This is a genomic window from Streptomyces sp. NPDC056296, from assembly GCF_042268605.1.
Lineage (GTDB): Bacteria > Actinomycetota > Actinomycetes > Streptomycetales > Streptomycetaceae > Streptomyces.
This window is the reverse complement of record NZ_JBHJRX010000073.1, coordinates 16,096-32,258: the sequence shown is the minus strand read 5'-3', so window position 1 is coordinate 32,258 and position 16,163 is coordinate 16,096. Positions and strand designations below refer to the sequence as shown.

16 protein-coding genes are annotated in these 16,163 nt (G+C 70.1%); 6 read left to right on the top strand and 10 right to left on the bottom strand.

The genetic code is table 11. The features are described 5' to 3' along the window. Positions 1 to 117 precede the first annotated feature (117 nt). Both ACFCZF_RS36205 and ACFCZF_RS36200 read right to left on the bottom strand, forming a co-directional pair. Complete coding sequence (locus ACFCZF_RS36205; RefSeq protein WP_376675251.1) at positions 118 to 777, bottom strand: response regulator; 660 nt, start codon at positions 775 to 777, stop codon at positions 118 to 120. Then, positions 774 to 2,036, bottom strand: a complete 1,263-nt coding sequence (locus ACFCZF_RS36200; RefSeq protein ID WP_376675250.1) for a sensor histidine kinase — start codon at positions 2,034 to 2,036, stop codon at positions 774 to 776. The genes ACFCZF_RS36205 and ACFCZF_RS36200 overlap by 4 nt, the downstream gene beginning before the upstream one ends. 95 nt (positions 2,037 to 2,131) lie before the next feature. Between ACFCZF_RS36200 and ACFCZF_RS36195 the strand changes: the two genes are divergently transcribed. Then, entirely contained in the window at positions 2,132 to 2,692 is a 561-nt protein-coding gene (locus ACFCZF_RS36195; RefSeq protein ID WP_376675249.1) for a GNAT family N-acetyltransferase, read from the top strand. Between the two features lie 37 nt (positions 2,693 to 2,729). Here ACFCZF_RS36195 and ACFCZF_RS36190 read toward each other — a convergent pair whose 3' ends face one another. From ACFCZF_RS36190 to ACFCZF_RS36155, 8 genes are all read right to left on the bottom strand, one after another. Beyond that, complete coding sequence (locus tag ACFCZF_RS36190) at positions 2,730 to 4,268, bottom strand: TraM recognition domain-containing protein (RefSeq protein WP_376675248.1); 1,539 nt, start codon at positions 4,266 to 4,268, stop codon at positions 2,730 to 2,732. A 22-nt stretch (positions 4,269 to 4,290) separates the two neighbouring features. Next, positions 4,291 to 5,703: an ATP-binding protein gene (locus ACFCZF_RS36185; protein ID WP_121747796.1), complete on the bottom strand. Its 1,413-nt coding sequence runs from the start codon at positions 5,701 to 5,703 to the stop codon at positions 4,291 to 4,293. Between the two features lie 12 nt (positions 5,704 to 5,715). After that, entirely contained in the window at positions 5,716 to 7,275 is a 1,560-nt protein-coding gene (locus tag ACFCZF_RS36180; RefSeq protein ID WP_376675247.1) for an SCO6880 family protein, read from the bottom strand. Further along, complete coding sequence (locus ACFCZF_RS36175) at positions 7,272 to 8,618, bottom strand: hypothetical protein (RefSeq protein WP_376675246.1); 1,347 nt, start codon at positions 8,616 to 8,618, stop codon at positions 7,272 to 7,274. Before ACFCZF_RS36175 ends, ACFCZF_RS36180 begins: the two co-directional genes overlap by 4 nt. Then, complete coding sequence (locus ACFCZF_RS36170; RefSeq protein ID WP_376675245.1) at positions 8,608 to 9,417, bottom strand: hypothetical protein; 810 nt, start codon at positions 9,415 to 9,417, stop codon at positions 8,608 to 8,610. Before ACFCZF_RS36170 ends, ACFCZF_RS36175 begins: the two co-directional genes overlap by 11 nt. Positions 9,418 to 9,582: 165 nt before the next feature. After that, positions 9,583 to 9,891: a hypothetical protein gene (locus tag ACFCZF_RS36165; RefSeq protein ID WP_121747793.1), complete on the bottom strand. Its 309-nt coding sequence runs from the start codon at positions 9,889 to 9,891 to the stop codon at positions 9,583 to 9,585. Positions 9,892 to 10,109: 218 nt separating this feature from the next. Beyond that, entirely contained in the window at positions 10,110 to 10,508 is a 399-nt protein-coding gene (locus ACFCZF_RS36160) for a DUF397 domain-containing protein (protein ID WP_376675244.1), read from the bottom strand. An 11-nt stretch (positions 10,509 to 10,519) separates the two neighbouring features. Continuing rightward, entirely contained in the window at positions 10,520 to 11,365 is an 846-nt protein-coding gene (locus ACFCZF_RS36155) for a helix-turn-helix domain-containing protein (RefSeq protein ID WP_376675243.1), read from the bottom strand. Between the two features lie 179 nt (positions 11,366 to 11,544). On the opposite strand from ACFCZF_RS36155, the gene ACFCZF_RS36150 reads away from it, so the two are divergent. The 5 genes from ACFCZF_RS36150 to ACFCZF_RS36130 all read left to right on the top strand — a co-directional run bounded on the left by ACFCZF_RS36150 (position 11,545) and on the right by ACFCZF_RS36130 (position 16,133). Continuing rightward, on the top strand, positions 11,545 to 11,988 hold the full coding sequence (locus ACFCZF_RS36150) for an ATP-binding protein (RefSeq protein WP_376675242.1): 444 nt from the start codon (positions 11,545 to 11,547) through the stop codon (positions 11,986 to 11,988). 128 nt (positions 11,989 to 12,116) lie between these two features. Then, on the top strand, positions 12,117 to 12,740 hold the full coding sequence (locus ACFCZF_RS36145; protein WP_376675241.1) for a Uma2 family endonuclease: 624 nt from the start codon (positions 12,117 to 12,119) through the stop codon (positions 12,738 to 12,740). A gap of 249 nt (positions 12,741 to 12,989) precedes the next feature. Then, on the top strand, positions 12,990 to 14,009 hold the full coding sequence (locus tag ACFCZF_RS36140) for an NlpC/P60 family protein (protein WP_376675240.1): 1,020 nt from the start codon (positions 12,990 to 12,992) through the stop codon (positions 14,007 to 14,009). 236 nt (positions 14,010 to 14,245) lie between these two features. Then, positions 14,246 to 14,956 carry a phosphatase PAP2 family protein gene (locus tag ACFCZF_RS36135; RefSeq protein WP_375924314.1) on the top strand — a complete coding sequence of 237 codons (711 nt, stop codon included), beginning with the start codon at positions 14,246 to 14,248 and terminating at the stop codon, positions 14,954 to 14,956. A gap of 262 nt (positions 14,957 to 15,218) precedes the next feature. Next, a complete protein-coding gene (locus tag ACFCZF_RS36130) occupies positions 15,219 to 16,133 on the top strand; it encodes a hypothetical protein (protein ID WP_376675252.1) in 915 nt (304 codons plus the stop codon). Positions 16,134 to 16,163 lie beyond the last annotated feature (30 nt).

The window sequence follows — 16,163 nt, the reverse complement described above, 5'->3', positions numbered from 1 at the left end:
CGCCGATGGTACTGCAGGGGGGACCCTGTGGGAGAGTAGGACGCCGCCGAACAATCATTCAAAGGAAACCCCGCACCGGAAACGGTGCGGGGTTTTCTGCGTTTTAGCCACCAATGCCTACCCGACCAATTTTGTGTCGTACGCCAGGATCACCGCCTGGACGCGGTCCCTTGAACCCGTCTTCGCCAGGATGCGGCCCACGTGGGTCTTGACCGTCGACTCGGCGAGGTGGAGCCGCTCCGCTATCTCCGTGTTGGTCCAGCCGTGGCCGATCACCCGCAGGATCTCGGTCTCTCGGTCGGTGAGAGCGGCCAGACGGGGGTCCGGGGAGTCGTCCGGCTGGGGGTTGGCCGGCAGATGGTGGACGTATGCGTCGAGCAGGCGGCGGGTCAGGCTCGGGGCCACCACGGCGTCGCCCGTGGCCACGGCACGGATGCCGGAGAGCAGCTCCTCCGGCTGGGCGTCCTTGACGAGGAAGCCGGAGGCACCGGCGCGCAGGCCGGAGTAGGCGTACTCGTCGAGGTCGAAGGTCGTGAGGATGAGGACCCGGGTGCGGCCGCCGGCCGCGACGATGCGACGGGTCGCCTCGATGCCGTCCAGGCCGGGCATGCGGACGTCCATGAGGACGACGTCGGGGCGGAGTTCGGCCGTCATGCGGGCGGCTTCGGCGCCGTTGGCCGCCTCGCCCAGGACCGTCATGTCCTCCTGGCTCTCCAGGAGCATCCGGAAGCCGAAGCGCTGGAGCGGCTGGTCGTCGGCGATGAGGACGGTGGTCACGGCGGGGGTTCCTCCGGTAGGTGCAGGTGGACGCGCCAGCCCCGCTCGGGGCGGGGGCGTGGGCCGGCCTCAAGTGTGCCGCCGTAGAGGGACGTTCGCTCGCGCATTCCGGGCAGGCCGCGGCCGTCGGAGGGGGCGGGGGCCGGGCCGCCGTGGCCGGTGTCGGTGACGGTGAGGGCGACGGCGCCGCCGGTCTCGTAGGAGAGGTCGATGTGTGCGGTGGCGTCGGGGCCGGCGTGTTTGAGGGTGTTGGTGAGGGCTTCCTGGATGACTCGGTAGACCGTGAGCTGGCGGCCCTCGGGGAGGCTGGCCCGGCCCTGGACGGTCGTGCGGACGGGGAGGCCGGCTCTGCGGACGCCGTCGAGGAGTTGGTCGAGGTCGGTGAGGGAGGGCTGCGGGGCCAGTTCGGCAGTCTGGGTGCCGGTCCGTTCCTCTTCGCGCAGGACGTCGAGCAGGCGGCGTAGTTCGCTCAGGGCCTGGCGGCTGGTGGTGGAGATGGCGTCGAGGGCCTGGGCGGCGCGTTCCGGGGACTTGGCGGCGGCGTAGCGGCCGCCGTCGGCGAGGCCGGTGATGACGGAGAGGTTGTGGCCGATGATGTCGTGCATCTCCCTGGCTATGCGGGCGCGTTCCGCGGCGGCGGCGAGGCGGCCCTGCTGGTCGCGTTCCGTTTCCAGGCGGCGGGCGCGGTCCTCCAGGGCCTCGGTGTAGTCCCGCCGGGTGCGGACGGTGATGCCGATGAGGGCGGCCACGCCGATGGCGGAGAGCTGCGAGCCGAACTGCTGGGTCCAGGAGCCCGCGCTGTCCCCGAAGCGGGCGACCGTGACGCAGGTCGGGGCGATCACCAGGGCCACGGCCCACCAGAGGTTGCGCAGCGGCAGGCGCAGGGCGATGTGGTGGACGAGGAGCAGTTGGAGCAGGGCCGCTTGGAGGGCGGCGCCCGACCAGGCGTTGACCAGGGCCGCGGGCAGGGTGACGAGGAGGGCGACCTGGGGGTGGCTGCGGCGCCAGAGGAGGGGGACGGAGAGGGCGAGGCTGAGGACGAGGACGAGGCCGATGGGAACGTCGGGATCGTGGGCGACGTTGCGCCAGCCACCGGAGGCGTCGATCAGCGCGGCCAGTACCCACAGGCCGGTGAGGTGCAGGTCCCACACGAGGGGACGGCGACGGTCGAAGGCGCGGACCCGCCGGTTGACGCGCTGGACGTACTCGGTGAGGGGTTCGGCCGCTCGGTCTTCCGGCACGGGCTTCACGGGGTCCATCCGACCATGATCGGGGGCCGTCGGGCGAGGGGGCGTCCGCCCGGAGACCGTATATCAGGTGAGGGGCGTAGTACCCGGGTATTACGGTGGGCCGCATGAGTGCCACGGTCCCCGGTGACTACGTGATCCGCTCCATACGCGCCGACGAATGGCCCGCCGTGAAGGAGCTGCGGCTGCGTGCGCTGCGGGATCCGCTCGCGCACCTCGCCTACCTGGAGACGTACGACGTCGCCGCCGTCCGGCCGGATTCCTACTGGCAGGAGCGGGCGGCCGGCGCCGCCGAGGGCGCGTCCGGGGCGCGGCAGATCGTCGCGGAGGTGCCCGGGGGGATGTGGCTCGGCACGCTGACCGTGCTGGTGGAGGAGGCCGGGACGACGGACTGGGCCGGGTTCTCCGTGGCTCGGCGGCAGGGGCACGTGGTCGGTGTGTTCGTGCGGCCCGAGTGGCGGGGGAGCGGGCTGACCAAGGCGTTGTTCGACGCCGGGCTGGAGTGGGCCTGGGCGAGCGGCTTGGAGCGGGTGCGGCTCATCGTGCATCCGGACAACGAGCGGGCGCAGGGCGCCTACCGGAAGGCGGGGTTCGCGTCGAGCGGGCGGACGGTGCCGCTGGTGGGCGGGCCCGGTGACTACGAGCTGGAGTTCGTGCTCGAGCGGTGACACGGGCCCGCGGGTTCGCGGGCCCTGTCCGCTGCTGTCATACCGGCAGTTCGTCGTGGGGCCAGCGGGACCGGCCCTGTTCGCGGGACCGGAGCAGGGCCAGGGTCGGCATGCCCCGGTCCGCCCCGGTGGCCAGCAGCTCGGGGAGCTGGGGGAGCGGAGCCACGGCCGCGACGTCGTCCAGGACGAGCGTCAGTGGTGGGTCGAGGCGACCGGAGGATGACCGTTCGGCCATGCGCCGGCCGCGCTCGACCACGCTTGAGACGAGCGCTGTCAGCAGCGGCATCGCGCCCGGGTTCGTGCGGGGGTCCTCGATGGATTCACCCACCACGTAAAGGGTTCCCTGTTCGTGGATGAAGGAATCCAAGGCGAGGGCATCATTTCGGTTGGGGGTGCACGCCTCGCGGATGTTGACCGTCGCGAGGGCGGCCAGCGCACGGGTGGTCAGTTGCTGGGCCATGTCCCGGCGTTCGGGGTGGGCGGTGAGGGCCCCTTCGAGTTCGCCCGCGGAGCCGGGTGCGGCTTTGGGGTTGGTACGGAGGATGCGTACGGCGTCCTGGATCTGGAGGCCCTGGGACCAGCGGTGGACGTGGCGGACGGTGCGGCCGTCGACGGCGGCGGCGTGGAGGTAGCTGCGCAGCAGGAGTTCCGCGGTGTCGCCGACCGCCTGGTCGAGCCGGGCGGTGGGGCGGACGGGGGTGAGGAGGGCGGCCGCTCTGGCGGTGGCCGTCGGTCTGTCCTCGCAGCCGGCGGTGGGGGACCAGTGGAGTCGGTCCGGGGTGTCGCAGAGGTGGTTCGGGTCGTAGAGGTGGGCGGGGCCGAGTTTCGCGCGGGCGTCCTTGGTCTCCGACCAGAGCGATGGGTTGGACGTGATGACGAGGGCGGCGGCCTCCGCGTCCCGCAGGGCTGCGGTCGCGGTTGTGTGGCGGCTCTCCCGGGGGGCGTAGTGCACCGCGCCTTCGGCGCGGTTGGTTTCCCACCCGCCCACCTGTTTGCCGTTGGGCAGAGCAGCGGAGGGGTCGGTCTCCTGGGCCGGAGCCTGCGGAGTCACTGGGGCCTGCTGTGGGGTCCTCGGGGTGGGGACCTCGTGCTGCGGCGGGGCCTCGTGCTGTGGCACCTCCTGGACCGGCGTCTCCGTGACCGGCGTCTCCTGGACCGGTTTCGGTGTCGGCACGGGCTCCTCGCGCCCGCGCTGCCGTACCGCACGCCATCGCGCCACCGTGCCCATCACGAACACCGTCAGCACCACCAGCACCATCATCTGGCCGATGAACAGCCCCCAGAACAGCCCGTACCCGGAGAGTGCCGTCTCGGGGGTGTCCGGCCAGGCGCCGGGAATGTCGTGGGGCTCGGAGATCAGGTGGCGCATGGCCAGGGGGGTGCCGGTGAAGGTGACGCCGGAGGGCCAGGAGCCGTGGGCGAAGAGCGCGGACAGGCCGGTCGCCGTCCACACCAGCACGGTCATGCCGAGGAGGAAGGCGAGCAGGCCGAGCAGCAGGCCGTCGGGGATGCCGCCCTGCTGGGCCGGCCGCCGGCCGCGATGGTCGTCCGGTCCGCCCGGTCCGTCCGGTCTCATGCGTCCGGTCCCTCCCGTCTTCCTACGCCACCGTCGATTCGGACGAGTCGCCGATGTGCTGTTCCATGAAGGCCGCCGCCCTTTCCTCCGCCTCCAGTTCGGCGGCGCGCAGCGCGTCGTCGTTGAAGTCGGCGGACGACTCGGTCATCGCGCGGTCGGTGAAGACCAGGGGGCGTTCGGTCTCGGTGATCAGGTGTTTGACCACCTGGACGTTGCCGTTGACGTCCCACACCGCGATGCCGGGGGTGAGGGAGGGGATGATCTCCACGGCCCAGCGTGGCAGGCCCAGTACGCGCCCCGTTGCCCGCGCCTCGTCGGCCTTCTGGGCGTAGATGGTCCGGGTGGAGGCCATCTTCAGGATGGCCGCGGCCTCTCTGGCCGCCGCCCCGTCGACGACGTCCGACAGATGGTGCACCACCGCCACGAACGACAGACCCAGCCGTCGCCCGAACTTCAGCAGCCGCTGGAACAGCTGCGCCACGAACGGGCTGTTGATGATGTGCCAGGCCTCCTCGACCAGGAAGATGCGCTTCTTCCGGTCGGGCCGGATCCAGGTGTGCTCCAGCCAGACCCCCACGATGGCCATGAGGATCGGCATGGCGATGGAGTTGCGGTCGATGTGGGAGAGGTCGAAGACGATGAGGGGGGCGTCGAGGTCGATGCCGACCGTCGTCGGGCCGTCGAACATGCCGCGCAGGTCACCGTCGACGAGGCGGTCGAGGACGAGTGCCACGTCCAGGCCCCACGCCCGTACGTCGTCTATGGCGACGTTCATCGCCTCGGCGGACTCCGGCTCGGGGTGGCGGAGCTGCTCGACGATGTCGGTGAGGACCGGCTGGCGCTGGACGATGGTCTCGTTGACGTAGGCGTGCGCGACCTTGAGCGCGAAGCCGGAGCGCTCGTCCAGGCCATGCCCCATCGCGACCTCGATGATCGTGCGGAGCAGGGCCAGCTGCCCGGTCGTGGTGATCGCCGGGTCGAGGGGGTTGAGCCGGATGCCCTGGTCGAGTGCCGCCATGGGGTCCAGCCGGATCGGAGTTATACCCAGCTGCTGCGCGATGAGGTTCCATTCACCGGCCCCGTCCTCGCCCTGGGCGTCCAGGACGACGACCTGGCGGTCGCGGAAGCGGAGCTGGCGCAGGACGTATGTCTTCTCCAGCGCCGACTTGCCGTTGCCCGACTCCCCGAGCACCAGCCAGTGCGGGGCGGGGAGCTGCTGGCCGTACAGCTGGAAGGGGTCGTAGATGTAGCCCTTGCCGGAGTAGACCTCGCGGCCGATGATCACGCCGGAGTCGCCGAGGCCGGGCGCGGCGGTCGGCAGGTAGACGGCCTGCGCCTGGCCCGTGGAGGTGCGGACGGGGAGGCGGGTCGTCTCCACCTTCCCGAAGAGGAAGGACGTGAAGGCTTCGGTGAGGACGGTCAGCGGGTCCCGCATCAGGCTCAGCCCCTACCTTCGGATGCCGGTGGCGAACGGAAGTGTGTTCACGAAGGCGCGATGGTGCTCACGGTCGCACCACTCCAGTTTCAGGTACGACTTCCCGGCCGACGCCCTTATCGTCCGCTTGTCGCGGGCCAGTGCCTCGGGGGAGCGGGAGGAGACCGTGATGTAGCCGACCAGGTTGACGCCGGCCGCGCCGCTGGCGAGGTCCTCGCCCCGCTGGTCCAGGCGGCCGTGGGCGGCGATGTCGCGCGGGTCGACGGTGCGGTTCATCTTGGCGGCGCGGGAGGCCTCGGCGTCGTCGTTGGTCTTCTCGGTCAGCATGCGTTCGATGGCGACCTCGGTGGGTTCGAGGTCCATCGTGACGGCGACCGTGCGGATCACGTCCGGCGTGTGGACGAGAAGAGGGGCCAGGAAGTTGACGCCGACCGGGGTCATCGGCCACTCCTTGACCCAGGCGGTGGCGTGGCACCAGGGGGCGCGGGTGGAGGACTCGCGGGTCTTGGCCTGGAGGTAGGTGGGCTCCATGGCGTCCAGCTCGGCCGGCCAGGCGTTGCGCTTGGTCATCGCCTGGATGTGGTCGATGGGGTGGTCCGGGTCGTACATGGCGTGGACGAGGGAGGCGAGCCGGCCCTGCCCCAGCGGCTGGCGTACCCGGATGTCGGCTTCCTGGAGGCGGGAGCAGATGTCGGTCAGCTCGCGCGCCATGACGACCGCCAGTCCCGCGTCCCGGTCCAGCTTGCGCCCGTTCTGCGGGCGGGCGGCGCGGGCCATCGCGTGGGCCTCGGCGGCCAGTTCGCGGTTGTAGTGCATACAGGCGATGAGGTAGGCGCGGTGCTGCTCGCTGCTGGTGGACACCATGGACTGGAGCTGGTCGTACGACTGCTGCAGCCACGGCAGCGCCTTGTCGTCGCCGCGCTGGGCGACGTCCTTGGCGTGCGCGTCCGGGTCGGCCGGGAGGGTGCGGGCGAGCATCTGGATGCGGGTGACGAAGCCGTCGCCGTTGGCCACGTGCTTGAGCAGCGTGCCGAAGCGGTCGACGAGGGCTTCCTGGTCCTCGGAGTCGCGCAGGCCGACGCCGGGGCCCTCGATCTCGATCGCGGCCGTCACCATCTTGCGGTCGGCGTGCAGCAGTACGGCGATCTCGTCCGGCCCGAAGGGCGCCGCCAGCCAGGTGATGCGGCCGATGCCGGGCGGCGGGCCGACCTCGATCTCCCGCCCGTCGATCCTGGTACCGGCCTCGATGGCGCCGGATCGGTAGGTGGTGCCGGTGCGGAGCGTCCGCTTGTAGCTGCGGTTGATCTCGAACCACTTGTAGAACGTCCGGTGCTTGTACGGCACGTAGACGGCCGCCAGCGCGAGCATGGGGAAGCCGCAGAGCAGCACGATGCGCAGGGTCAGGACGGGGACGAGGAGCCCGCACATCATGCCGAGGAACGCGCCCACGACGATCAGCGCGATCTCACCGGTCTCGCGGTTGCGGCCGACGATCGCGTTCGGCCGGGCACGGCCGATGAGATACGTACGGCGGGGCGTGACCGGATGGGACACGTGGGACTCGGTCGTCAACGCCCGTCACCTCCTGTGCTGTTTTTGCTGTTACGGGTGTTGCTTGCGTGGGGCGTGTTGACCGGGCTGCCGGAGCGCGGTGCGGGTGCGGCGGAGGGGACATTTCCGCCGCCGCCGTTCGAGGGGCGCGTGCTGTGCGCGGCGACTCCGCCGGAGGCGGGGTTCGAGGGACGGGACGCGGAGGAGGAGCTGGACTGGCCGCCGCCTCCGCCGTCGCCGTTGTGGCGAGTGCTGTGGGTTCTGATGCCCTGGGCGACCAGGTTCGCCGGGGAGCTCATGACGGCCGCGGCCTTGCCTTCGGCGCCCTGCATGATGCGGTTGTTGCGGCCGTTCGCGATCTCGTCGCCGAAGCCGGGGACGAAGCGGTAGATCATCGCGGACGCGAAGATGGCGAGCAGGATGATGGCGAGGCCGGAGACGACGGCCGAGAAGGCGTCCGGCCCGTCGTCGGCGGAGAGCGCCCCGGCGAGCCCGAGGACGATCACGATGACGGGCTTCACGAGGATGACCGCGATCATGATCCCGGCCCAGCGGCGGACGTGGCCCCACAGGTTCTTGTCGACCAGGCCGGCGTAGACGACGGTGCCGAGCAGGGCGCCGACGTAGAGCAGGGCGGCGCGGATGACGAGTTCCAGCCAGAGCACGCCGGCGGCGAGGATCGACACCAGGGAGACGACGATCAGCATGATCGGTCCGCCGCCGATGTCCTCGCCCTTCTCCAGGGCGGCGGAGAACGTGCCGAAGAAGGTGTCCGTCTGCTCGCCGGTCGCCTTGGCGAGTACGTCGGTGACGCCGTCGGTCGCGGATACGACCGTGTACAGGATCAGCGGCGTGAAGGCCGACGCCAGGACGGTGAGCCAGAGGAACCCGATGGCCTCGGACAGCGCGGTGGTGAGGGGGATGCCGCGCACGGCACGCTTCGCCACCGCGAGGAGCCACAGGAGGAGCGTGAGGATCGTCGACGCCGCGAAGACGACGGCGTACTGCTGGAGGAACGTCGGGTTCGTGAAGTCGACGTTCGCCGTGTCCTGGACGGCGGCGCTGAGCTTGTCGATGGTCCAGGAGGCGGCGTCGGCGCAGCCCTTGGCGAGGGAGGAGAGGGGGTCGAGGGCGGAGGTGGGGGAGTCGAGGGTTCCGCCGCCGCCGCCACCTCCGGTGGAGCTGCCGCCTTCGCCTCGTTCGCAGTAGTCCTTGGCGGGGCCGTGGATCAGGTCGCAGGGGTCATCGCTCGGGGTGGGCGTTGGGGTGGGGGCGGCGAAGGCGCGGGTGGCGAAGAGGATCGCTGCCGTCTGGACGGCCATGACGACGCCGGTCAGCTCGAGTACGCGGCGGTTAGCGGGCATACGTGAACCCTCCGTACTCCTGGACGGCCTTCGCCATCTCGTCCGCGCTGGAAGCCTTGTCGTCGCCGGGAATCGGCGCCGGGCCGTCCTTCTGAGAGTGCGTCACGATCTTCCAGTCACCATTGACCCACTCGAGCTTCATGGTGATCGTGAACCAACTGTTCGTGACCGGGGCTGTGGAGTTCTGCCCCGCGAGCCCGAGGAGACCGCTGCACCAGACTTCGACGGTCGCGTTGTCGGCCGAGTTTTCGGTGACCTTGGTGCCGATCGGGCTCGTACGGGACACGAAGGTGTAGCCCTTCGGCGTCGAGCCGTCCTCGTTCAGACCGACGTTCTTGTTGAAGCCCGGGCTGTATGCCTTGTCCAGAGTGGCCTCGAAGTCAGGGACTCTGGAAGGAACGATGATGGCCTGGAGGATCGAATCACGTTTGGCCTTCTCGAACATGTCGGCCGAGCCCAGCGCCACCGCGTAATTCGCCGCCGCGCTCTGCGCCCCCTGCTCGTCCCGGGCGAAGCCCGACTGCACAGGCTTCGTCCCGGACGGCGCCGTCGCCGACGTCTTCGGCTTGTCCGCCGCCGTGTCGTCCGGGGATGCGGAATCGTCTCCTCCACGGTTCGCGAAGGCGATCGCCGCGATGAGGAGGACGACGACGCCGACCACGGTGACCAGGCTCCGGGACGACGAGCGACCGCCGCGACGGGGGCCGCCGTAGCCGTCGCCGTCCCCGTCGGGCAGCCGTGTCCGTGTCTGACCGGTGCCGCCGTAACCGCCGGACTGGTGGTCGTCTCCGAGACTCATGCCGCGTACGCCCCCTCGACGTCGTGCCTGCCGTAGAAGTACGACGGTAGCCGTGCTGGTTCCCGCGCGGGCGCGGTGTGGTGACTCGACATCAGGGAAACGCAACCTCAGCCGGTTGGCACGACGGGCGGGTGGGATGGAGGGGAGGAACGGATGCGCGCCGGGCTACACGGCCATTCCGTACACGATGGTGAAGAGCGTGCCGAGGGAGCCGATGATGAACACGCCCGTCAGGCCCGCGACGATGAGGCCCTTGCCCTGCTCCGCGCTGAACGTGTCGCGGAGCGCGGTGGCACCGATGCGCTGTTTGGCGGCGCCCCAGATGGCGATGCCGAGGCAGAGCAGAATCGCGACGGCCATCACCACCTCGATCATGATCTTGGCCTCGTTGCCCAGGCTGCCGAAGGGGCCCCAGTCCGGAGCGATCCCCCCGATGATGGTGTTGATGTCTCCCTCGTCGGCCGCAAAGAGCATGTAAGTCACCGCCCCTGTTGGGTAGTTCCGCACCCTCTGCGGACGTGCAGAGGTCAGGCCTCATTGTCGCCGACGATGGCGCCGTCGTATGTCGACTTGGCGTCATTGATTGGCGGGTTTCGTACGAATAGCTTGCCACCGGTCCGCACCGGGCCCTAACAGGGTGGCGCGGACCAGTATGCAAAGAGTCGTATGGTCACTCTGTGTATCACGTCCCGTTACGCCGGGCAATGAGGCTGGAGCGCAACCTGTCGTGCGGTTGCGTCGTTGGGCCCTTCTGCGAAGTGATCGAACTCGCCCGCCCGCACGCCGAGCGTGAAGGCTTCCCACTTCTGACGATCCGTCGTGACGACGGTTCCGGGGATGTCGGTGCCGTGAACGCGGACGGGGGAGGCAGGGTCGTCCCCGTGAGTGAAGGTGACCTGGATCGGCGCCGGTCGGGTGTTCGACTTCAGCGCGGCGAGCAGGGCGCCGAAGGCGGTCGGGGTGGCGGTGAGTATGGAGCCGGTGGGGTCGCTGCTTTCGGTGAGATGGATGCCGGTGGCGCTGGCGCTGACGTGGAGGCAGGAGTCGCCCTGCGCGCAGTAGGAGGACTTCTGCCAGGCGCGTTGCTTCATATCGACCTTCCTCACAGTTCCTGCGCGACCTTGTGGATGAGATCCCGTGACTTGTCGGGCGGCAGTGCGCTGGCCTCCATGCGGCCGAGGAGCACCCGGTATTTGTCGAGCTGGGCCCCGGAGTCGAGGAACACCGGGCCGTGGGACTGGTCGAGGTGGACGGTGTCGAGCTGGGGCACGGGACCCGTCGAGTAGTAGAAGGACTGGCCTGAACCAGGGAGGGTCCCGGCGTCGAATGTCAGTACGCGCAGGGTGACGTGGTCGCGCTCGCTCATGTCGAGCAGATGGGCGAGCTGAGGCAGCGTCACGTGAGCGCCGCCGAGGCGCATCCGAAGCGCCGCCTCGTGGATGGTGGCTCGGTACGGTGTCGGGGGCTCCCGGTACAGCACTGCCTGGCGCTTGACGCGAAACGAGATCCGGTGCTCGATGTCCGGGGGCGCCATCTCCGGGACGTCCTGACGGAAGACCTCTCGGGCATAGTCCGTTGTTTGCAGAAGGCCGGGGATGTGCAGCGTGACGGCTGCGCCCAGGCGCTCCGCATGGTGCTCGACCTCGGCCAGGTCCAGCAGCGCGGCAGGCAGAAGCTCCCGGTACTCCTCCCACCATCCTCGGCTTCGCTCGGATGCCATGTTGCTGAGCGCGTTGACGAGGGCTTTGTCGCCGCAGTCGTAGTGACAGGCGAGCGTGCGGACCCGATCGGGGCTCACGCCGGCCCGGGCGGCTTCCACGTTGCTGATCTGGTTCTGCTGTACGCCGAGAAGGCGGCTTGCCTGTGTCGAGGTCAGCCCGGCTCGTTCTCGCAGTTTGCGCAGCTCAGCACCCAAACGGAGTTGACGGCCCGTCGGGTTGCTTCTCACGCGACCCTTGCCTCTCTGTCACTCACATGAGTGGCATCTAATTTCTTTTCTGGCGCCATCTAAGAAACATCTCTAGCTTACAACTGGCGCCCCGCCCAGAAGCGCACCGATCGACGGACCGGCATGCCACTGGGCACCTCCACGCACGTTCCAACTACCAGCACCGAGCGGAGACTTCCATGGCCACCGTAAACCCGTCCTGGGGCTACACCCTCCACCTCCCGCACGATCCACGCGCACCGGGGATCGCCCGCACAACTCTGCGCGCCACCCTGGCCGCGCACGGCCTCGCGGAGCTGACGCCCACCGCCGAACTGCTGGCCGCCGAGTTGCTCGCCAACGCCCACCTGCACACCACCGGCCCCTACGCCCTCCGCATCCTGTCGCGCGAGCCGGGCCGGTTGCGGGTCGGTGTGTGGGACGGCGACTGGAGGGTGCCGCCCGGTTTTCGCGACGGGGAGCAACCCGGCGCCACGCCCCCGATGGATGCCGAGAGCGGCCGGGGGCTGCAACTGGTGCGGGCCTGCGCGGACGCCGTCGGTGTCTCCGTGCTGCGCGAGCTCGGTGCGTCGAAGGGCGGGAAGCTGCTGTGGGCCGAGTGCCGGCGGGGCGACCTGCCGTGATGGTCAGGGCTGGGCAGCGGCTCAGGAAGTACGGTGGATGCGCCGCCGAGCGGGATGCCGGACCTCCCGCCGAACTCGCTCGCGTGTGCGAGGACACCGATGAGGCAGAGAGACGGAGGCAGTCGGCGATGGGCGCTGAATCGGACGCTGACGCTGGACCTCCCCTGCATCCTCGCCCCGGCAGGCTCCGCGAGGCCGGCGAGAGGGTCGAGAGACTGACGGGTCTGCGGGTGCAGATCGTGGGAGGGAAGCTCGTGATGTCCCCGACCCCGCGTGGCAAGCACGCGGGAGTGATCCGGCGCCTGCGCAGACAACTCGAGACGGTCGGCCTTCCCGAAGGGCTGGACACCTACGAGGTGTCGTCCATCGGACTGCCGGATGATCCGGACGATTACGTGACGCCTGACCTGGTCGTGCTGCCCACCGACTGGGAGGACGACGACGAGTGGCTGGCCGCTGCCGAGGACGCGGCTCTGGCCGTGGAGGTGATCTCCGCGTCCGAGAAGTCCCGTGAGATCAGGGACAAGGCCGACTGGTACGCCGTGGCCCGCGTCCCGGTGCTCCTCGTCATCGATCCCCGGAAGGGGACGTGGGCGCTTCACACCCGGCCGGACAACGGCATCTACCGGGATGTGCGGCCCGGTAAGTTCGGCGAAGTGGTGAGGCTGCCCGCGCCGCTGGCCAGGGGGATCGCCACCGACGATCTCCCGCTGTACGGCGAGGGCCTGAGCGATCGACAGCCGCGTGGATGATGCGGCCGTCTCGCCGCGAGTGCTCACTTGGTCGCCGACGTCACCAGCGGTATGGCCGTACCGGGGCCGGAGCGTGTGGGCTCAAGGCGTCGCGTAGACGGTCTTGGGGGTGGGCGGTGATGCGGGCCAAGCCTGCGGCGCGGAAAGCCTGTTCAGGAGCTCCCAGCATGGGCCGAATGCTCCAATGGTTGAGGACGGCCCCGAGTGGGCGGGCGACATGGCCGGAAAGTGTTATTGAACGGCTCCGGCATGGGGGAGAGTTGGGCCATGCGCAAGATGTGGGTCGGCGCCGGTGTCGCGGTCGCGGGCGGGATGGGCTTCGTGATGCTGCTCGTCGTGGGCGTCTACCTCGTCGCCGGAAACCTCGCGGGCGGCGCCGGGGGCGGGGCCAAGAAGCTCGCCAAGGGGTCGGTGCCGGCGGCGTACCAGCCGCTCGTGCAGAAGTGGGGCAACCTCTGCCCCGCCATCAACCCCGCGCTGCTCGCCGCCCAGCTCTACCAGGAGAGCGGCTTCAACCCGAGGGCGCAGAGCCACGCGGCGGCGCAGGGCATAGCGCAGTTCATCCCCGGGACGTGGGCCACCCACGGGATCGACGGGGATGGGGACGGCGACCGGGACGTATGGGACCCGAAGGACGCCATCCCGTCGGCGGCGTCGTACGACTGCTCCCTCGCGTCGTACGTGAAGGACGTGCCCGGGGACCCGACCAAGAACATGCTGGCCTCCTACAACGCGGGGGCCTACGCGGTGATCAAGTATCAGGGCGTGCCGCCGTACAAGGAGACCCAGAACTACGTCAAGGTGATCACGACCCTGGAGAAGAGCTTCGCGGCACCCGAGACGCGGGTCGATCCGTCCGAGCAGGCCGCCGGGGCCATCGCCTACGCGCAGAAGAAGCTCGGGACGCTCTATCTGTGGGGTGGGAACGGGACGCCCGAGCAGGGTGGGCGGTTCGACTGCTCGGGGCTGACCAAGGCGGCGTACGAGAGTGTGGGGATCAAGCTGCCGCGGGTCGCGAACGACCAGTACAACGCGGGGCCGCATCCGTCGCGGGACGAGTTGATGCCCGGTGACCTGGTGTTCTTCTCGGACGATCTCACCAACTCCCGGGCCATCCGGCATGTGGGGATTTATGTCGGCGGCGGATACATGATCGACGCGCCGCGGACGGGCGCTGTGATCCGGTTCGACCCGATCGACACCCCTGACTACTTCGGGGCCACCCGGGTGACCGAGGATGGCGCGAAAGCGCTGCCCACGACGGTGTGAATGCCATGGTTTGAACGCAGCGTGAATCCATGCCCTGAGCTGCGGCGACGTGTTTCTCTTCGATAACGTCTGCGTGATCATTCGGTGGAGCGTGGAACGTATAACCAGGGGCCGTGCGTTCCTGTTGACGTGTAGGTGTGCGGGGCAAGAGGAACCGGCGGATCTACGACCACGGGGGTGGCGGAAGAGGCGTGCGTTCGGTGCGCCGGAGGACATGACGAAGGGGCCGCAGCACCATGGCTGGACTCGCCGAATCCGGGTCGAACCCCGACGTCGAGCTGCTCTACGACATCAACGGCCTGGCCAAGGACGCACCGCACTGGTTCGACCGGGTCATGGAGTTCGTGGGTGAGTACGGACTGCTGTTCGCGATCGTGCTGCTGGTGCTCTGGTGCTGGTGGTCCGTGCGGCGGCGGGGCGGCGAGGACGCGGCCTCGAACGTGGCGGCACTCGTGTGGGCGCCGCTCGCGGCCGGAGTCGCGGTGCTGGTCAACGTGCCGATAAGGGGTTTCGTCGAACGGCCGCGGCCGTTCAAGTCCCATGACGGGCTGGAAGTGCTCGTCGCGGGGAAGGACGACTTCTCCTTCGTGAGCGACCACGCGACGCTGTGTATGGCCCTGGCCGTCGCCCTGTTCGTCGCCAACCGGAGGTTCGGGCTCCTCGCGATCGTGCTCGCGGTGTTCGGCGGGTTCATCCGGGTCTACATGGGCGTGCACTACCCGACGGACGTCGTGGGCGGCTTCGCCCTCGGCACGGCGGTCGCGCTGCTGCTGTCGCCGGTCGCCATGGCCCTGCTGACGCCGTTGACCCGGGCCGTCGAGCGGTCGCCCCGGGTGGGGTGGCTGGTCAGCGCGCGGGGGCGAGGGGACGCCGCCGGGCGCGACGCCGTGATCCCGGGGGCGCGCAAGGAGAGTGCCGAGGCGGGGGAGCGGGATCTCGCCGCCTGAAGGCGTCAGGCCGACGCGTGGGTCTTCGCGTCCGTGCGGGCCTGGCTTCTCGCTCTGCGGGCCGGGCCTCGCCAGCCGCAGGTGCAGCGGGCCAGGCAGAAGGGGCCCTGTTCGACCGTCGTCGTGAGGTGTTCCGGGACTTCCTGGGGAGCTTCTAGACCTTCCTGCTGCGCCACGCCCACAACGTTACCGGGGTCGCCTGCCCCTCGTTAACCGGGACGGCAGGGGGTCCGGAACGCGTGTGACGGCTGGGTAGGTGGCGATGGTCGGGTGGGAGAGGGAGCGGCGAAGTAGGAGGGTGGGCGGGGGGCTCGTCCTCGCCGGGGGCGTGGTCTGTGTGTGTCTGGCCGGGAGCGGGTGCTCCGGGCAGGGGGCCGCCGTCCAGGGGGCGGGCGGCGGAGATCCGGTCGCCGTGCTGCACCGGGCCGCCGACCGGCTGGTGGCCGCCGGGAGCGCCAAGGCGCGTACCGCGATGGAGATGGCCAGCGGCGGGACGCGGGTGACCATCCGGGGCGAGGGCGTGTACGACTTCGAGGGTCGGCTCGGGCGGCTGGAGGTACGGCTGCCGCAGGACCCGGCGGGGTCGAGTGAGCATCGGCCGATCACCGAGTTGCTCGCACCGGGTGCCCTGTTCATGAAGAACCGCGGGGCCGGCGTGCCCGACGACAAGTGGGTGCGGGTGGAGACCGCGTCGCTGTCCGACGGAAACCTGGTGACCGGCGGGGCGACGGACCCCTTCGCCGCCGCCGAGGTACTGCGCGGGACCCGGACGGCGACGTACGTGGGGCGGACGGAAGTCGCGGGGACCGCGGTGCGGCACTACCGGGGGACCGCCGACCTCGCTCGGGCGGCGCGTGGCGCGTCGGACGGGAACAGGCAGGCGCTGGCCGCGGCGGCGAAGGGGTTCGCCACCGCCGAGGTGCCGTTCGACGCCTACCTCGACGACGAGGGCCGTATCCGCAAGGTCCGGCACCGCTTCAGCTTCGCCAACGGGCAGGACGAGGGCACCGTGGCCGTCGCCTCGACGACGCTGCTCTACGATTTCGGCGCCGCCGTCCGCGTACGGCTGCCGGAGGACCGGGACATCTACGCCGGCAAGATCGCGGCGGAGCCGGGGGAGGCGTCGGGGGAGGCGGCGGGCGAGGCGTCTGGCGAAGGGGCGGGCGGCAAGAACTAGCCCTTCCGTGCCATGCGCGGTGTGTAGGCC